At 41.2% G+C, this 17,864-nt stretch carries 15 protein-coding genes and 2 pseudogenes; 9 read left to right on the forward strand and 8 right to left on the reverse strand.

Going from position 1 to position 17,864, the window contains the following annotated elements; genetic code table 11:
• The first annotated feature begins 18 nt into the window (after positions 1-18).
• On the forward strand, positions 19-597 hold the full coding sequence (locus CSQ79_RS22975; RefSeq protein WP_289501462.1) for an Npun_F5749 family FMN-dependent PPOX-type flavoprotein: 579 nt from the start codon (positions 19-21) through the stop codon (positions 595-597).
• A 5-nt stretch (positions 598-602) separates the two neighbouring features.
• Here the strand turns inward: CSQ79_RS22975 and cysE are convergent, their stop codons facing one another.
• Entirely contained in the window at positions 603-1,391 is a 789-nt protein-coding gene (cysE, locus tag CSQ79_RS22980) for a serine O-acetyltransferase (RefSeq protein ID WP_099703448.1), read from the reverse strand.
• A 533-nt stretch (positions 1,392-1,924) separates the two neighbouring features.
• On the opposite strand from cysE, the gene purH reads away from it, so the two are divergent.
• Both purH and CSQ79_RS22990 read left to right on the forward strand, forming a co-directional pair.
• Positions 1,925-3,469, forward strand: a complete 1,545-nt coding sequence (gene purH / locus CSQ79_RS22985) for a bifunctional phosphoribosylaminoimidazolecarboxamide formyltransferase/IMP cyclohydrolase (protein ID WP_099703449.1) — start codon at positions 1,925-1,927, stop codon at positions 3,467-3,469.
• A 90-nt stretch (positions 3,470-3,559) separates the two neighbouring features.
• A complete protein-coding gene (locus CSQ79_RS22990) occupies positions 3,560-4,450 on the forward strand; it encodes a GNAT family N-acetyltransferase (protein WP_099703450.1) in 891 nt (296 codons plus the stop codon).
• 32 nt (positions 4,451-4,482) lie between these two features.
• Here the strand turns inward: CSQ79_RS22990 and CSQ79_RS22995 are convergent, their stop codons facing one another.
• The 3 genes from CSQ79_RS22995 to CSQ79_RS23005 all read right to left on the reverse strand — a co-directional run bounded on the left by CSQ79_RS22995 (position 4,483) and on the right by CSQ79_RS23005 (position 6,544).
• On the reverse strand, positions 4,483-5,136 hold the full coding sequence (locus CSQ79_RS22995) for a Uma2 family endonuclease (RefSeq protein ID WP_099703451.1): 654 nt from the start codon (positions 5,134-5,136) through the stop codon (positions 4,483-4,485).
• Positions 5,137-5,199: 63 nt separating this feature from the next.
• Positions 5,200-5,607 (reverse strand): fosfomycin resistance glutathione transferase, encoded by a 408-nt coding sequence (locus CSQ79_RS23000; protein ID WP_099703517.1) that lies wholly within the window; start codon positions 5,605-5,607, stop codon positions 5,200-5,202.
• A gap of 40 nt (positions 5,608-5,647) precedes the next feature.
• On the reverse strand, positions 5,648-6,544 hold the full coding sequence (locus CSQ79_RS23005) for a UTP--glucose-1-phosphate uridylyltransferase (protein WP_099703452.1): 897 nt from the start codon (positions 6,542-6,544) through the stop codon (positions 5,648-5,650).
• 172 nt (positions 6,545-6,716) lie between these two features.
• On the opposite strand from CSQ79_RS23005, the gene CSQ79_RS23010 reads away from it, so the two are divergent.
• The 3 genes from CSQ79_RS23010 (at position 6,717) to CSQ79_RS23020 (ending at position 11,573) form a co-directional block, all read left to right on the forward strand.
• Positions 6,717-7,736, forward strand: a complete 1,020-nt coding sequence (locus CSQ79_RS23010) for an AraC family transcriptional regulator (RefSeq protein ID WP_099703453.1) — start codon at positions 6,717-6,719, stop codon at positions 7,734-7,736.
• Positions 7,737-7,829: 93 nt separating this feature from the next.
• On the forward strand, positions 7,830-10,361 hold the full coding sequence (locus CSQ79_RS23015; RefSeq protein WP_289501464.1) for a TonB-dependent siderophore receptor: 2,532 nt from the start codon (positions 7,830-7,832) through the stop codon (positions 10,359-10,361).
• A gap of 9 nt (positions 10,362-10,370) precedes the next feature.
• On the forward strand, positions 10,371-11,573 hold the full coding sequence (locus CSQ79_RS23020) for an ABC transporter substrate-binding protein (protein WP_289501465.1): 1,203 nt from the start codon (positions 10,371-10,373) through the stop codon (positions 11,571-11,573).
• Positions 11,574-11,908: 335 nt separating this feature from the next.
• Here CSQ79_RS23020 and CSQ79_RS29050 read toward each other — a convergent pair.
• The 3 genes and pseudogenes from CSQ79_RS29050 to CSQ79_RS23040 all read right to left on the reverse strand — a co-directional run.
• Positions 11,909-12,046 (reverse strand): annotated as a pseudogene (locus CSQ79_RS29050) (UTP--glucose-1-phosphate uridylyltransferase); the annotation flags it as partial.
• A gap of 15 nt (positions 12,047-12,061) precedes the next feature.
• Positions 12,062-12,301 (reverse strand): DUF2283 domain-containing protein, encoded by a 240-nt coding sequence (locus CSQ79_RS23035; protein WP_099703454.1) that lies wholly within the window; start codon positions 12,299-12,301, stop codon positions 12,062-12,064.
• A 104-nt stretch (positions 12,302-12,405) separates the two neighbouring features.
• Complete coding sequence (locus tag CSQ79_RS23040; protein WP_289501466.1) at positions 12,406-12,600, reverse strand: hypothetical protein; 195 nt, start codon at positions 12,598-12,600, stop codon at positions 12,406-12,408.
• Positions 12,601-12,785: 185 nt separating this feature from the next.
• On the opposite strand from CSQ79_RS23040, the gene CSQ79_RS23045 reads away from it, so the two are divergent.
• On the forward strand, positions 12,786-13,145 hold the full coding sequence (locus CSQ79_RS23045) for a DUF433 domain-containing protein (protein WP_099703455.1): 360 nt from the start codon (positions 12,786-12,788) through the stop codon (positions 13,143-13,145).
• A pseudogene (locus CSQ79_RS23050) lies at positions 13,142-13,536 on the forward strand (ACP S-malonyltransferase). The gene CSQ79_RS23045 and the pseudogene CSQ79_RS23050 overlap by 4 nt, the downstream one beginning before the upstream one ends.
• A gap of 134 nt (positions 13,537-13,670) precedes the next feature.
• Here CSQ79_RS23050 and leuS read toward each other — a convergent pair.
• Positions 13,671-16,220, reverse strand: a complete 2,550-nt coding sequence (gene leuS / locus CSQ79_RS23055; RefSeq protein WP_099703520.1) for a leucine--tRNA ligase — start codon at positions 16,218-16,220, stop codon at positions 13,671-13,673.
• A gap of 616 nt (positions 16,221-16,836) precedes the next feature.
• On the opposite strand from leuS, the gene CSQ79_RS23060 reads away from it, so the two are divergent.
• On the forward strand, positions 16,837-17,814 hold the full coding sequence (locus tag CSQ79_RS23060) for a GGDEF domain-containing protein (protein WP_099703456.1): 978 nt from the start codon (positions 16,837-16,839) through the stop codon (positions 17,812-17,814).
• The last annotated feature ends 50 nt before the right edge of the window (positions 17,815-17,864 follow it).

Genomic DNA, 17,864 nt, shown 5'->3' on the forward strand with positions numbered 1-17,864 from the left:
GGCATTAGGTAAACGTATTTGGAAAAACTTGTGACTCCTTGGCGATCGCCGCTTGCGAGTGCTTTGCATAAAAATCGGCAACCATCTCGCTACTTACAACTTGCAACAGTACGTTTGGATAATCGCCCTGCAAATCGTACTGTTGTGTTTCGCGGTTTTCTTAAAGATACCGATCAATTAAAATTCATTGTTGATGCACGTACGCAAAAACCCGAACAAATTGCCTATCAACCTTGGGCAGAAGCGTGTTGGTATTTTATTGATACCCGCGAACAGTTTCGCATCGGTGGTTACTTGAATTTAATTGACGAGGATTGCTCGGATACAACTCTACAGCAAGCACGTCAAGATACCTGGCGTGAAATTAGCGATGCAGCGCGGTTACTTTTTGCGTTTCCTCACCCAGGAAAACCAAGAGCAAATACAGGATTTGATGTTCCTCCACCAGATACAACGCAACCTCTACCGCATTTTTGCCTGCTGCTACTCGAACCTATCGAGGTAGATCACTTAAAACTACGTGGTGAACCTCAGAATAGATATCTTTATACTCGCAGTAGCAATTGCACTTGGTCTACTCAAGAAATCAATCCTTAAAGTGTTTAAATTCCAGCACCGTCTAAAAACTCTTGAATTGCTTTGTTTTTTAGTTGACAAGCTGCGCCTTGAGTTGTTGGTATCTTGTCATGTTCGTTTTCGGCTGCGTCACTGATATCTTCCGCAGCGATCGAGATATGATACACAGGTGCAGGAGCTTGCTTGTGCTGTAATTTCTCTACTTGTTGCTCTAAAGATTCTATCCGATCAACCAAAGCACGAATGACTTCTGCTTCTGAATCTGGTAAACTACCATGTTCTAGAGGATCGACACGGACTCCAGAGCGATAAATGACACGTCCTGGCACACCCACAACTGTGCAATTAGAAGGGACATTACGCAGGACTACTGAACCTGCACCAATCCGTACATTATTACCAATTTCAATATTGCCCAGGACTTTAGCACCAGCACCAACTACAACATTATCGCCTAAGGTTGGGTGTCTCTTGCCACTTTCTTTACCTGTACCACCGAGTGTTACTCCTTGGTAAAGGAGAACATCATTGCCAATAATTGCAGTTTCTCCGATCACAACTCCCATGCCATGATCGATAAAAAATCCTTGTCCAATGACTGCACCTGGGTGAATCTCAATTCCTGTGATGAATCGTGCTATAAAAGAAATCAAACGAGGAATAAACGGAATACCTGTTTTGTAAAGCTTGTGTGCTATCCGGTGCAATAAGATTGCTTGTAAGCCAGGATAGAAAAATAACACCTCCAGCCAGTTACGTGCTGCTGGATCGCGCTCGAAAATAATTTGAAAGTCAGCAAGCAGGGTAGAGAACACCTTAAAATACCCATCGTAGGCAAAACATTTCACAATTTATCTTAGCGTTTTCTGTCGCTTGGGAATTAAAAATTTAAAATGAGAAGTGCAACAATAGCCCTGTCTGAGTTGTGGAAATTATTGTTTAACGTAGGTAGGCTACTACGAAGATACAGAGCAAAGAGATAAGGAGAGGTCTTCGCAAATAATTTAGGATGACAACTGAGTGCGATGGCGAAACGCCCCTACCTTCGGCAGATCGCTGCTGTAGAAAGATGTTGATTGCCAAAATATATAACTTTTATGCCACCATTTTTACTAATCCTGTTTTTGCTTCTTACTTCTAGTTGGATAACTGAAATCTTTGTTTTAACTCCGCTAACTTTTATTAGAGAGTTGCATTTACCTAATATGCTGATTTGGGGTACGGTAGCACTGGTGTTGTTTTGGTGCTTTGGAGAGTGAACAGAGAGCTTGGATGCCAGTTACTAGATATGAAGCTTTGATCTATAAAAAATGCTATTATTTTCAATTCGGAAATAAGGAAGTTGCATATGGCGCGTTTGGCACTGCTGAGTGTATCTAATAAAACTGGGGTGGTTGATTTTGCGCGGAGTTTAGTTGCAGAATTTGGCTTTGACCTGATCAGCAGTGGTGGTACAGCCCAAGCATTGAAAGATGCAGGATTACCAGTAACAAAAGTTGCCGAATACACTGGTTCACCTGAAATTTTGGGTGGAAGAGTCAAAACGTTACATCCACGAATTCATGGTGGTATTTTGGCGCGTCGTGATGTTCCACAAGATCTAACAGATTTAGAAAATCATCAGATTCGCCCGATCAATTTAGTTGTTGTCAACTTGTACCCTTTTGAACAGACGATCGCTAAACCTGATGTCACCTTAGCAGATGCCGTTGAACAAATTGATATCGGCGGTCCTGCTATGCTTAGAGCAGCAGCAAAGAATTATGCTTACCTCACAGTATTGTGTGACCCCGCAAGCTACGATGCTTATTTACAAGAATTACATCAACACAATGGCGAAGCGTCTCTAGAATTTCGCCAAGAATGTGCAATTAAGGCATTTTCTCATACGTCGGGGTATGATCAGGCGATCGCATCTTATTTAGTAGGAGCGAGGGGCGAGGGGCGAGGGGCGAGGGAAGAATTTACATTAATAGGGGCACAGTTGCAAGTTTTGCGTTATGGGGAGAATCCACATCAGGAAGCAGCTTGGTATCAAAGTGGTACTAATGCAACTGGTTGGGCTAGTGCTACAAAGCTTCAGGGAAAAGAACTTAGTTACAATAACCTGGTAGATTTAGAAGCAGCGCGGCGAATTATTACTGAATTTACAGATACACCAGCAGCAACAATTATCAAACACACAAATCCTTGTGGTGTTGCTTTGGGAGATTCTCTTGTAGAAGCTTATACTAAAGCTTTTAATGCTGATTCAGTTTCGGCTTTCGGGGGAATTGTTGCTCTAAATCATTCAATTGATGCGGCGACTGCAACTGAGTTAACGAAGACGTTTTTGGAATGTGTGGTTGCACCTGGGTGCGACGCAGAAGCCCAGGAAATATTAGCGGCTAAATCTAAAGTGCGCGTTCTAATTCTACCAGAGTTAAATGTAGGCGCAAAGGAAACTGTAAAAGTGATTGCGGGTGGATTTCTGGTACAAGCGGCGGATGACGTTGTTGCTGATCCTAATCAATGGCAAGTTGTAACACAAGAGCAACCGACGCCAGAACAATTAGCAGAATTGTTGTTTGCCTGGAAAGTTTGCAAGCACGTCAAGTCAAATGCAATTGTGGTGACGCGCGATCGCACGACTGCGGGTGTCGGTGCAGGGCAAATGAATCGTGTTGGTTCAGTACAAATTGCTTTAGATCAAGCCGGAGAAAAAGCTAGTGGTGGATTCTTAGCAAGTGATGGTTTCTTTCCGTTTGATGACTCGGTAAAAAATGCTGCTACTGCAGGAATTTCTGCGATCGTGCAACCTGGTGGTAGTATGCGCGATCAAGATTCGATTAATGCAGCGAATGAGTTAGGTTTAGTCATGGTATTTACAGGAATACGCCACTTTTTGCATTAAAACTGCGTACACATTGCCGGAATTCATAATAATACTGTGTAGTATATGTAGTATATGTGGAATACTACTAAAGGAATTGTCGGCTAAACCATGAATCAACACTACTTTCAACAGTCTTTTTCTAGCGATCCCACTTTATACAAACGATTGTTTACATTGCTAGAAACCGTATTTTCTAGTTTTGGTTTTGACATTAGCAACTTAGTTGAATCTGCAAGAAAACTGGGCGCACCTTGGGAGACTACTTCTACTCCGTTTATACGGTTTCACGATGACATTGCGGTTTCACACGTCGGCGTTTTAGAAATTCCACTCAACATTATGGGCGAAAGTGTCACAGCAGGAGGAATTCACGCTGTGGCAACGCATCCTGAATATCGTCGTCGCGGGTACTATCGGGAGATTATGACGGAAGTGCTGGATTATTGCGATCGCCGTTATGAAATATTAGTACTGACAACAACGCAACCTGAATTATATGCACCTTTTGGCTTTCGTGTTGTGGAAGAACACAAGTTTGTGACGCAGTGTGATGCAAAAGCAAGTAGCGATCGCTTGCGATTATTAGATTTTTCCAACTCTAATGATGTTAAACTACTGCATCGACTTTTAGAAACTCGTACACCCGTCTCGAATATTGTCGGAGTTTTGCCGCAGCAGGAGAAAGCTTTATTTTGCGTTAATGAAGCAACTCGCCCTCTATACTATGCAGAAGATTTAGATGTGATGATTTGTATGGAAATTGAAGATACTCAACTCAAGCTTTTTGATTTGGTAGGAACGAACATCCCTACATTAGATGCAATTTTGGCAAGGATTTTCCAGCATATTAAAGAGATTATAGTATACTTTAGTCCCGATCGCCTAAATGCAAACTTTCAAGCTGTTCCTCATGTCCTAGACGAAGCATTCTTGATGGTGCGTGGCAAGTTTGCAGCAGAAGGTAAGGAATTTATGTTACCGCGTTCTGCGCGTTGTTGAAGTGCATTTTTTATACAATGACCTATTTACTATTACCAATTACCATTTTCTTTAAGAATGTTTTCAAATTCTCTTAAGGCAACACTAGAACCTGCATTCCAACTACGTTCTACATATACGGGAATCAGTTCTTTGACAGGAATCGTTGGAAATAGTGAAGTTTGCAAACTTTCTTGATACTGCTGCCCATCAAAAAGATAAATGTGAAGTGTTTGATTGCGGTAGATCCAAAGTTCCGGAACACCAATAGCTGTGTAATCTTCAGGTTTGGTAAATGATGTCAAATCTATCTCTAGCGCTAAATCAGGAGGTGGATCTTTTTCTAAATCAATTCTTTCTTTTCCCAAAATAGCAGCACGATTTTCAATATAAAAGCAAGCATCTGGTTCTAACCCCTTTTGCTCAAACCGTTTTAGTGTAATTGAATCAAAGCTTACCCAGTCTTGCTTGAGGTGTCGCAAAAGACTTTTGACTAAATCAGAAAGCGTATCAGATTTATTACCGTGTTCGGGCAAAGGTGCCATAATGCGAATCTCGTGCGTTGTTGCGTCAAAATAGATTTTAATTGCTGCTTTATCTTGACGACTTGCTAATAACGCTTGATAATCTAACCAAGTTTGATGACGTAAGACCACTTCTGCACCTGATGGCAAGTCAATGCTGTTTTTGGTAATAGTTAGATGCATTGATCAACTCAGAGTAACCTATGTTTTAGTATAAGCATTAAGAATCAGCAGAGCAATCCTTAACTAAATATAGAACTCTAACCCCTCCCAAGGTTTTTCCTTGGATGTCTTAATTCTTGTTGCTAAATCTGATGCATGAATTTCTAGCTTATGATTGTTTGGATCTGTAAAGTAGAGAGAAGCACCTTCACTAGTGTTTTCCTGCCAGATTATTGCTTGAGAATGTTTTATACGGTTACTCATCGCTTCAAAATTTTGTTCAGAAACTGTAAAAGCAATGTGTGTATAATCAAGTTGGAATGTTGAAATGTTTTGATCTTGAATAATACAAAACCACAAATCTCCAGCAAGGAAATAAGCTCCTTTTTTCCATTTAGCTATAGGTTTAAAACCTAAAATATCTTGATAAAACCTGAAGGATTCTTCTAAGTTTTTAACAGCTAAAGTAATGTGATTAATACCAGTAATCATTTCACTGTTTGCCTCGTACCATACTTTTTTTGGAGTTGTATTACTTAATCTTCCTAAAATCAATCATTGTTTGGAGATAAGCATCGGGCATTCCTGTATCAAAACAACGTCCCTCAACAACGTAGCCTATCATTTCTTCGGCTGCTCGTAGTTGATCGAGGGCAGATGTTAGTTGAAATTCACCGCGATCGCGGCTATCGTTCTTAATATTTTCTTCTAAAAAATCAAACAACTTTGGTGATAATGCGTATAAACCAAAGATACACAAGAATTTGTCTTCAGGTATTCCCTGAACACGTAAGTGCTGACGCGCATATTCAATTGAAGGTTTTTCATAAACTTGCGTAACACTAAGAATCGAATCTTGTTGCCAAGTACCTGCAATACAACCAGCTTTATGAATAGTTTCTGCTGGCATTGTTGTTAAGCCGATTGTATTTTGATTGACTTTGTTGTAAATATCTAAAACTTGTGCAGTACAAGATTTATTAGTATCAGAAGCGTAGATATGGTCGCCTAGCATTAATAGAAAAGGTTGATTATTTACCCATTCTTTAGCACAAAATACTGCATGACCGTAACCTTCTTGTATATCTTGCGTCAAGATTGTTATTTTACTACCTAGAATTTGGAGATATTGACTGTATTTTTGGTTCTGTGGGGATAGTTTGGGAAAAAGTTCTGGTTTAGGTGGGGATTTAAAGAAATCTTCAAAAAGAGAGCGATCGCTTGTTTGGACAATTATTGCAACTTCTTCAATTCCGGCATTAACGGCTTCTTCTACAATAATTTGAATAACAGGCTTTGCTCTTCCATCTTTATCAATAATCGGGAAGAGTTCTTTTTTAATAGCTTTGGTTGCAGGATATAAACGAGTGCCAAAACCTGCTGCGGGAATTACCGCTTTGCGAATTTTTCTTGTGTGATTTGTCTGCATATTTTCAACGTTCTATTAACGCATACTAGTAGGGAAGACAGCTAAGCTAAGGAATTCTTTTCTAACACATTAAATTCTCCTGGCTCCTGCCCTCTGCCTTTCTTCGGTGAAATAGTAGTAGAATTATTAAGAAAGATTTGCATTTAAATTTCCTACCAAGTTCAGCTTTACCATGACGCTCATCCTTAATAAATTTGACTGGGATGAATTACTTTGGCAGACTCTCACTACCCATTCTGACAATTTAGTGCTTGATGAGTTTGAGGAGCTTGTAGAAGTACCAAAGCAGATAGGGCAAGGATATTGTCGCATGCTGGAGTTGCTGCCTGGGATGTGGCTGGATTTGTGGGAGCGCGAATTTAATCAAGATTTGATTGTAAAAACGCCTGTCCACGAGCATTTGATTCAAATTTCAATTCTTTTATCTGGATTTGTTTATTGTGATGGAGTTCACCCCGACTTAGGCGGAATGCGTAGCTATTTCTCTGGTAGCGGTATCTCGCCTGCTTATACTGAAAGATGTCGAGGACAAGAGCGATCGCTCATTATAAATGTGGAGGTTGAACCGGAACTGCTGAATTCGTTTTTTTGCAACAACAAACAACAGTCCTGCGACTCTTGGAAACAGTTGTTTAGAGGTGATGATTGGAAAGTTGCGTTCTATCCAACCGTGACTCCTGCGATGCGAGCGATCGCTCAACAGTTATGGAACTCCCCCTATCGAGGCGAAGCGAGACGCTTGTATCTTCACTCTAAAGTGTTGGAACTGTTAGCAATGCATCTCAATTTGATTGGGGAGGATCAGCATCACCTGACAGATTGGCAGTTGAAACCATCGACGATCGACTGTATTTATTATGCTAGAGATATTTTGTTGACAAACCTGGAGCATCCACCTTCAGTTATAGAATTAGCTCAACAGGTAGGAGTAAGCGATCGCACCCTGCAACGCGGATTTCGAGAACTGTTTGGCAAAACGGTATTTGGCTACCTCACCGACCAGCGCATGGCGTTGGCTGAACAGTGGTTACGACATGGCAATATCACCATTACTGAAGTTGCTATGATAACGGGTTATTCCAATCCTGGGCATTTTACGGCAGCGTTTAAGCGTAAGTTTGGCATTACTCCCCGTGAGTGTATATTGGGCAAAAAGTCTGTTTTGCGATCATCCAAGTCCGTTTTGGAGTAGACACCATCCTCAGCGCTTCTCTAAACTAAGTTTCATCTTATTAAGAAGTCTTCGCAAAAAGTGGAGTTGGTCGATGGCGTGTGAGGAGTCAGTGTGAGCAATCAACGTTTGGCGTTGCCTTCGTGGAAATTATTGTTTCAGGTTCATTTTTGGTTATTGGCAAGTTTAGCGAGTTGTATTGCAAACGGTTGGGGAATGTCGCCGGTTTTGGCACAGGAGGAACAGTTAGCAAATCGCTCCCATCAATTAGGCAACAAGCAGCCAGCAACAACAGTTGAAGAGTGGCTCGCACAGATTGAAGCGTCGATTGTGCAAATTACCAACGTGTGCGTAGAAGCAACCGAGGAAGGCTTGCAGGTAATTTTAGAAACGGCAGAAGGTGAACTGTCTGTTCCAGAAACTCGAACTGTCGGCAATGCACTGACTCTAGAAATTCCCAACGCCAGAATTGCCCAAGAATACTTTCAGGAAAACGCGATCGCAGGGATTGCATCAGTAAATGTGACCCAGTTGCCAGGCGATCAAGTGCGGGTGGCGATTACAGGAACCGATGCGCCGCCAGTGGCTGAGGTAACAGCAGAAGCACGGGGATTAGTGCTAGCGGTAACGCTGGGGGAAGTTGGAGAAGTTACAGAGGAAGACACGATTGAGATTGTGGTAACGGGTGAGCAGGATGAAGGATATAATCCATCGAATGCGACAACTGCAACACGAACCGATACACCACTGCGAGATATTCCTCAATCAATTCAAGTTGTGCCAAGACAAGTGCTAGAGGATCGTAATGTAACAGATCTAGTTCAAGCAGTAGAAACAGTCAGTGGCATTGTAGATGGCGGCAGATACAACCTTATCCCAGCAGGGGGATATACCATCAGAGGATTTACACAAAGCGGAAATTTTCGCAATGGCTTCCGAGATACGGATTTTTACAGCTTGACAGGACTCAGTACTATCGAACAAGTAGAAATTCTTAGAGGACCTGCCTCAGTTTTGTATGGAGCCGTAGAACCTGGAGGTATCATCAATGTAATTACTCGGCAACCACTCAGTGAACCTTACTACAATCTTTCCTTTGAGGCAAGAAGCTATAACTTTTATCAACCCAGCATTGATTTATCGGGTCCTGTGGATGAAGAGGAAACGGTACTCTATCGCTTTATTGCCAGCTATCAAAATGCAGGCAGTTATCAAGATTTTGTCAACACAAGTTTTATTGAAATTGCACCCTCAATCACATTTAGATTAAGCGATCAGACTGATCTGAATTTTTACTATGAGTACATGAGGTTTAGTGCAGATCCGCCTCTAGCATTCAGTTCGCCATCCGGTCGTTGGGCTTTCAGCAACGGTAGTCTTGTCACTCGAACTTTCTTTCCATCCTATCCTGACATACACTATAGCGCCCAGACAGTCCACCGATTAGGCTATACATTCAGTCATGAGTTTAGCGATAACTGGCAAATTCGTAACAATCTTGCTGTGTTGTTTAATAGAACAGAAGAAAATACAAATATTCCAACAGCGCTAGTGGATGATCGTTTCTTCGAGATAATTGGTGAAGATCGTGAATTTACGATAGACAACTACTTTGGACAAGTTGATTTGCTTGGAAAGTTTGATACGGGAACGATATCGCATCAATTATTACTAGGTTTCGATTTTAATCGCTATGTCAATTATTTTCGAGTCAATTCATTCAACCTTCCCAATCTCGATATTAATAACCCAAATTACGTCATTCCAATACCAGAATATGACATAACCCCCCTCAGATTTAGTTTTGGTCAATCTTATGGTGTCTATCTTCAGGATCAGATCAGCCTTCTAGATAACCTGAAGTTATTAATTGGTGGACGCTTCGATTGGGCTTCAAGTGGGGGAGAAGAATCTGATACTTTGAATAATGATGCCTTCAGTCCCCGCGTCGGTTTGGTGTATCAACCCAGCGATACGGTGTCTCTCTACGCTAGTTACAGCCGATCTTTTGTTCCTTCATTCAGTCGTAACCCTGATGACGAGTTGTTCGTACCGACCCGAGGAACTCAATATGAAGTGGGTGTCAAAGCAGACTTTTTAGAGCGCAGACTTTCAACTATATTGTCAGCTTATGAAATTACTAAGACGAATGTGATTACAGCAGATCCTGATCCTGTACGAGCGGTGCAGGGTTTTTCCGTTCAGGTGGGAGAGCAGCGCAGTCGAGGAGTTGAGTTCAATACTATAGGTGAAATTTTGCCTGGTTGGAATATAATTGTTTCTTACGCTTATACCGATGCAGCGGTTACTGAAGATAACTCTATTCTTGTGGGGGATCAACCAGCGGGTGTGCCGGAACACCAAGCCAGTCTCTGGACTACCTATAAGATTCAAGATGGCGCTCTAGAGGGATTAGGATTTGGTCTGGGGTTATTTTATGTGGGCGCTCGACCAGTAGATTTGCCAAATACTTTTGAAGCATCGAGTTACTTACGTACTGATGCAGCAATTTACTATCGTAGAGGTCGTTTTAATGGAGCGCTCAATATTCGTAATCTTTTCGACGCAGACTATAGCTATGGAACAGCCTATCTTTTTAGAAGTGATCCCCGTGCAATCACTGGTTCTATCAGTTGGGAGTTTTAACTTGCCCTCTTGTTAGTCACCAATAAAAAATCTGCCCAGACACAGCACGTTCATATTGTGGATGATGTGCAAGTATACGTTGGGGAAGTATTCTTCGTAATGGAAAAGAGATTTAGTCGTGCAATTCAGTTATTCCTGTTTGATGTCAAAGCTGTTTTACTTCCTGCTTCAGCTAAGTTTGCTTGGGTCGCCCATTTTGTTCTTTCAAGGTTGCAGGTACTATGGCAACCTCGAAAGATTTTGAACAAAGGCAAGTTTTTACCCATCTTTCTGACAACTGTTACAGTTATAGCGATCGCAGCCTGCGCTGATACATTGCAGCTAGAGCAAAGGCAGTCAAATTCAACTACTATAGACATCGCCGACTGCCGTACTATTAAACACGCAATAGGATATACCTGTGTTCCCAATAATCCCCAACGTGTTGTCACCTTGTCCCCATTGGCTTTAGGTAACGCCCTTGTCCTTGGCATTAAACCCATTGGTAGTAATAATCTTGTCTATTGGGGGGAGAGGCTCCCTACCTATTTAGGGAATAAAACTGAAGGGATAGAAACACTAGGAACTGAGGAGCAGTCAAATTTAGAAAAGATATTATCCCTAAAGCCTGATCTAATTGTAGGTAATAATCTTTATCATGAAGCAATTTATCCCCTGCTTTCAAACATTGCTCCTACTGCACTACATCATTTTCAAGGTAATATAATTTGGCGAGATGTTTTTAATTTCATGGCTGAAGTACTAGGGAAGCAAGACATTGCTCAGCGAACATGGAATCGCTACTATCAACGAATTGAAGAATTAAAACTCGCTTTAGGCGATCGCTATCAAGACAAGACGATTTCCGTCAGTTGGTTCTACTTTGGTCGGATAGGGAGCAATGTAAAAAACTCATTTGATGGCTCCATTCTCAATGATGTTGGATTAAAGCGTCCTGCCTCACAAGATGTGACAACGGACTATGGTTATATTGATTTTTCTGAAGAAGAATTGGAGAAATCTGATGGCGATGTTATGTTCGTAATGTCTTTTACAGACAATGATGAGCAGGCTCTCAAACAGCTACAACAAAGACCACTTTGGAATCAACTGAAAGCCGTTCAACAAAATCAAGTGTATTTTGTGGATCAATTAACCTGGACAGGAGGAAATTTGTTGGCTGCTGATGCTGTGATTGATGACCTTTACAAATACCTCGTCAATACACCTTAAACTGATATCCAACCATATCCGCTTCGTCTGCAAACCCTGTTATCATTCCTCCAAAGCAAGACCCAAACATCAACCTGCTGACGGCACTAATTTACTTGACAAACTCAGCACGTTATACAGTTACTATTACATTTTAATGAGTCTGAAATTCAGCCTGTAGATATACGATAAACTTTGCGCGATCGCCTTCTCCACCTGTATAATTTGGTACACTCAAATTCACTAAATCTGCGGCAATGTCATGTTCCGGTGAGTTGTATAAAATCCAAATTTCCTCATTCTAATATGCTAATTTCCTCAATTCCTGCGTTGATTTCTTCTTCAGCAATAATTTAAATAATATGTTTTGCTCTTCCCTTATCAATAATTGGTAAGAGTTCTTTTTTAATGGCTTTGCTAGCTGGAAATAAAAGAGTACCGAAACCTATGGCAAAAATTACCGCTTTGCAATTTTTTGTATGATTTATGTGCATATTTTTAAGTATCTACTAACGCTTACTAGCGTGTAAGATAGTTAATCCAATAATTTCGTCATGTTTGTTATAGCGAATAATAACATCATCATGTGTGAGTTCACTGTCATCAGCAGATGCCGCAGGATTTTGAAAATTAATATACACAACATCTGCTTTTGCATCGTAAGATAAATAAAAATCTTGGGAAGGAAGATGTTTAATATTAGTCACTAATTGCGTATAGAGACTGAGATCAATCTTAGCTAAGGTCATATTTGTTTCCTGCGAGTTAAGTATTAACGGCGGGTTAGAAAGGCTGTAATAATGAATCCATCATTAATGAGTTCGCGATAAGCAACTATAAGCTACTTTCCTGATTAAATTTCTTGCATAGCTAGCAGTTCGCTTTCTCTACCTTCTAGAATACATTCGGGCTGAGCGATCGCGTCAAGTATTTGTGTTTTACTGTCAACAAGTTCGGGATGTTCTTCAAGAATGTGTTGCCAGCGTTTGTCTGGTAGTCGAATTGGGATATTATTTTTGGAAAGTGCGATCGCAGTCATTAACAGCACAAGCAGATTTACTAGATGTTGGAGTTTACTGTTGGCTATCTACAAGAAGCAGGTTTAAATATGTTTGATTGAAGATTGAGAATTCATAAATTATGGTTGAAGGCGTATGCTCCCCTTTCTTTTTTGTGCGGTAAAATTGATTTTATCGGTAAAAGCTAAGGCTTTAGCTCTAACAATGGCATCAAATGAATAAACAAGCTGTAGTCCGAACGGAGCGGGGATTAACAATTGCAGGAACCCGCATCACCCTGTACGATGTGATGGACTATGTGATAGCTCAATATCCACCCAGGTTTATTCAAGGATTGTTTGAGCTAACAGAGGAACAAATTAATGTTGCACTAGCTTATATTGAAGCCAATCGTGCTGAGGTAGAAGCTGAGTATCAGCAAGTTCTTAAAGAGGCTGAGGATCTGCGGCAGTACTACGAAGCACAAAACCGTGAGCGAGTTGACCAAATCCTAAGACAACCTCCTAAACCAGGCACCGAAGCCGCTTGGGAAAAACTCCGAGCCGTGAAAGCAAAGCGCGAATCTGCGGCATGATTTTTCTGATCGATCACAATCTCAGAGGTCATGCCTTAGTTTTCTTTGTGCCATTGCCCGTCAAGGCTGGCTAGATATTATTCCAATCCAGTTTGTTACTTTCGCAGAGTTGGAACTACCTACTGATAGTGATGACAGGGTTGTATGGCGATTAGCACAGACAAACCAAATGATTCTGCTCACAGCTAATCGCAGTATGAAAGGGAAAGATTCGCTGGAGCAAGTGATGCGTGAGGAAAGCACATCCGCCTCCTTACCTGTAGTCACAATTAGCAATGCTGACCGGCTACTCAATGAACCCGAATATCGAAGTCGGTGCGTCGAAAGCTTAATTGAAATTGTACTTAGTATCGATAGCTACCGAGGCGCACGACGGATCTTTATCCCATAAAGACGAGCGTAGTATTTGACAAGAAACGCAGCATAACAAACTCAATGCACCCAACCACCGAAAGTCAAACCCTAAGTAGGTTGGGGTGGTTTACGGCGGGTGATTGAAAACGATCGCTCTACGCTGAAAATATCTTATCCAACGACGAAGTTGACAAGTTTTCCAGGTACAACAATGACCTTTTTTACGTCTTTACCTTCGATGTAACGCTGCGCAGCTTCAGATTCGCGGGCAAACTTTTCAAGTTCAGCTTTGTCAGCTTGCGCGGGTACTTGTAAGTCACCGCGTTTTTTACCGTTGATTTGAACTACTAACGTGATTTCGTCAGCGACTAAGGCTGATTCATCGTATTTCAACCAAGGTTGAATGTGAATTGATTCGGTGTTACCCAAACTGTGCCACAATTCCTCAGCAATATGAGGTGCAAAAGGTGCTAGCAATATTAGTAAAGTTTGAATACCTTCAGTGTAAATTGCCGAGTCTTTGCACGGTGCATCAGCAAGTGCGTTACTTAATTTCATTAACTCAGAAACGGCGGTATTAAATTGATATTCGCCTTCTAAGTCTTCACTCACAGCTTTAATTGCAGTATGAATCGCCCGTCGCAGTTCTTTTTCTGGTTTGGTTGATGCTGGTTGCTGACTAACGACTGCTGGCTGATTGCTGTAATCGGTGACTAAACGCCAAACACGATTTAAAAAGCGAAATTGTCCTTCAACATCGGCGTCTTCCCACTCTAAGTCTTTTTCTGGAGGTGCTTTGAATAAGATAAACATCCGTGCAGTATCCACACCATATTTGGCTAAGACTTCTTCAGGATCAATACCGTTGTATTTAGATTTAGACATCTTCTCATAGAAGACTTGCAACGGTTCGCCAGTTTCGGGATCTTTAGGATCGTTAGGATCGACTTGTGCGGGTGAAATGTACTTACCTGTAACAGGATTTTTGTAGGTTGTTCCTTGTACCATCCCTTGCGTTAACAGGCGTTGGAAAGGTTCGTCAAAGTTTAATAAGCCTCTATCGCGCAATACTTTAGTAAAGAATCGCGAGTACAACAAGTGCAAAATCGCGTGTTCGATACCGCCAACATATTGATCGACTGGCATCCAATCATTCGTTTTTGCTGGATCAAACGCCTGTTGATCGTTTCTCGCATCAGGATAACGCAAATAATACCACGACGAATCAATAAATGTATCCATCGTATCAGTCTCCCGTTTAGCGGGCGTTCCACAAGTTGGACAAGGTACATTTACCCAGTCTAATTGCGTTAAAGGCGAACCACCACGACCTGTAAATTCAACTTCTTCTGGCAATTCTACAGGTAAATCCTCATCGGGAACTGGGACTATGCCACAGTTAGGACAATGAATCACAGGGATCGGTGCGCCCCAATATCGCTGTCGAGAAATTAACCAATCGCGCAGGCGATACTGAATTCGTGCATTACCAAAACCATGTTTCTCGGCGTGTTTGACAATCGCTTCTTTCGCATCTGTAGAAGCCATCCCATCAAATTCACCCGAATTTACCACAATTCCTGGTTCAACGTATGCTGCTGTTAGTGTTGATGCGTCACTGTTTTCAGGAATAATCACAACTTTGATTGGTAAATTCTTCTCTTGGGCAAATTTGAAATCACGCACATCGTGGGCGGGAACTCCCATGACTGCACCAGTACCGTATTCGTACAAGACATAATCTGCGATCCAAATTGGAATTTCTTCGCCAGTAAAGGGATGAATTGCTTTACCACCTGTCGGAATTCCCCGCTTCGGTTTATCTTCAGCGGTGCGTTCTAATTCACTTTGGTTTGCAACTTCTTGCACGAATGCTTCTACTGCGGCTTGCTGTTCGGGCGTGGTGACGCGCTTTGTTAAAGGATGTTCGGGTGCTAAGACAACATACGTTACGCCATAAACAGTGTCAGGGCGTGTTGTGTAAACGCCGATTTTTTCATCCGAATCGACAATGGGAAATTCCAAGTACGCACCGATTGACTTACCAATCCAGTTTGCTTGCATTAACTTGACGCGCTCAGGCCATCCTGGTAGTTTGTCAAGATCATTTAACAATTCTTCAGCGTAATCGGTGATTTTCAAGAACCACTGACGTAACAATTTGCGTTCTACTTTCGCACCACTGCGCCACGATCGCCCTTCACTATCTACTTGTTCGTTAGCGAGGACAGTTTGATCGATCGGGTCCCAATTGACTGCGGCTTCTTTTTGATATGCAAGTCCTGCTTGAAGAAATTGCAAGAAAATCCACTGCGTCCACTTGTAATAATCAGGCGAACACGTAGCGACTTCGCGATCCCAGTCAATTGATAAGCCTAAGCGTTGAAGTTGCGATCGCATCTGGCCAATATTTTGATACGTCCACTTTGCTGGTGGTATTCCGCGATCAATTGCTGCATTTTCTGCAGGTAAACCAAAAGCGTCCCAACCCATAGGGTGTAACACCCGATATCCTTGCATTCGCTTTTGTCGGGCGATAACATCCGTAATAACATAGTTACGAACATGACCCATGTGCAGACTACCCGATGGATAGGGAAACATTGATAGCGCATAAAATTTTTGCTTAGCACTATCTGTCTGAGTTTTGTCTAAACCAAGATCAGCCCAAGTTTGTTGCCACTTTTCCTCGATTGCTGCGGGGTTGTAACGCGACTCCACGAAAGTCACTCCTGTTATTGTCTCTGTCCCCATATTTTAGATGGTTCTCGGTGCAAATAAAGGTCTTTACCAAAATCAAAAGTTACTTAGTTACTATATATGTATAGATATATACGATACGATACTAAGTATTTATGCAATTTCGTCTTGTGTCACTAACGCTTTACTGACTTTATTTCTGACCTTTTCTCACTTTTTCTCACTCCCTATTTTCCTTAATTTTTTTTAAAATCTTAAATGGTTGATATAACAAGCATAAAGATTTGACAAAAGTATAGTCTTTTGAGTGATACTATTTTTTCATGAGTGATAATACGTAGGTAATATAATTAAATTTATTACTTATTGTTCAGGAGCGATCGACTAGTTTAATGATTAATAAATATGGATGAAGAGACTATTTTTCTACAAACAATGAGACGAAATAATAGGTAAAATCACAAGCAATTATGAAGAACTAAGAATGCCACACGATATGAAATATACGCAAGCAATTTCAAATTAAATTATAAACAACAGTAAAAATAGTGACTTTAAAATTAAAGCTAGGGTAAATGCAAATACATTTTATGAGTACTAAAGGCTACATATTTGAGATTGAGCACATAGCGTTACCATGCACTCTTCAATTTTGACTGTTGGCGGACAAGATTTTTTTGACAAGCTGCCATACCAGATTCGGCATGGAACAGACTTTACTGTAGAATTTGCTATTAATGTCAACGAAGCACAAAATTGGATCGAGGTTAGACCACCAGATATTCTTCTGGTACAAGCTGGCTTAGAGCAAAGTTTAGATCTTTGCCAGTGGCTGAAACAGCAAGCACCCTTATCGTGGATATATTGCATTCTCGTCGAGGATCGCGTACAACTTATCGAAGAAAGAAAGCGTGCAAATTGGGATTGGGAATTTGATGCAACTGCTACAGCATTAGAAGAAGCTGCTGATGCTTATATATGGCTACCAGATGATTTGAATTTAGATAAATTGCAACCAATTACACGTTTGTTACTTGCCCATATTCAAGTTGGTTTACGTAAGGTAAAAAAATACCGCGACCTGATTCAAAAAAATGATGTTCTATCAACGATCGCATATATAGATGCCTTGACAGAACTCAATAATAGACGCGCTTTAGAAAGTAATTTACTTCGCCAAATTAGAACTAGCCGAAACTACAAAATTCCTTTAAGTATTTTGATGCTAGATGTCGATTATTTTAAAGTTGTCAATGATACATACGGACATTTAATTGGCGATCGCATTCTCAAATTACTGAGTTCGCGCTTGCGCTATAACTTGCGATCAAACGACATTCCCTTTCGCTACGGTGGTGAGGAATTTGTGATTTTGCTGCATAACACTAACTGTCAAGACGCATCAGTCGTTGCTCGTCGATTGCAACGCATTGTGAGTGAGCAACCATTTGTCATTAATAATTATTTGGCAATTCCCGTTACAATCAGTATCGGGACAAGTTGTCTTAGAGCCTCTGACGATCCTGAAGGCGTACAGATCTTAGCCCGCGCTGACGAATATTTGTTGCAAGCTAAAGCTGCTGGCAGAAACTGTATTGTCAATTGCACAGACTAACTACACTGTTAATGGCTAGAATGCTGGGCGAATGGATTCGTACACTATAA

The sequence above is a fragment of the Gloeocapsopsis sp. IPPAS B-1203 genome (genome assembly GCF_002749975.1).
GTDB lineage: Bacteria > Cyanobacteriota > Cyanobacteriia > Cyanobacteriales > Chroococcidiopsidaceae > Gloeocapsopsis.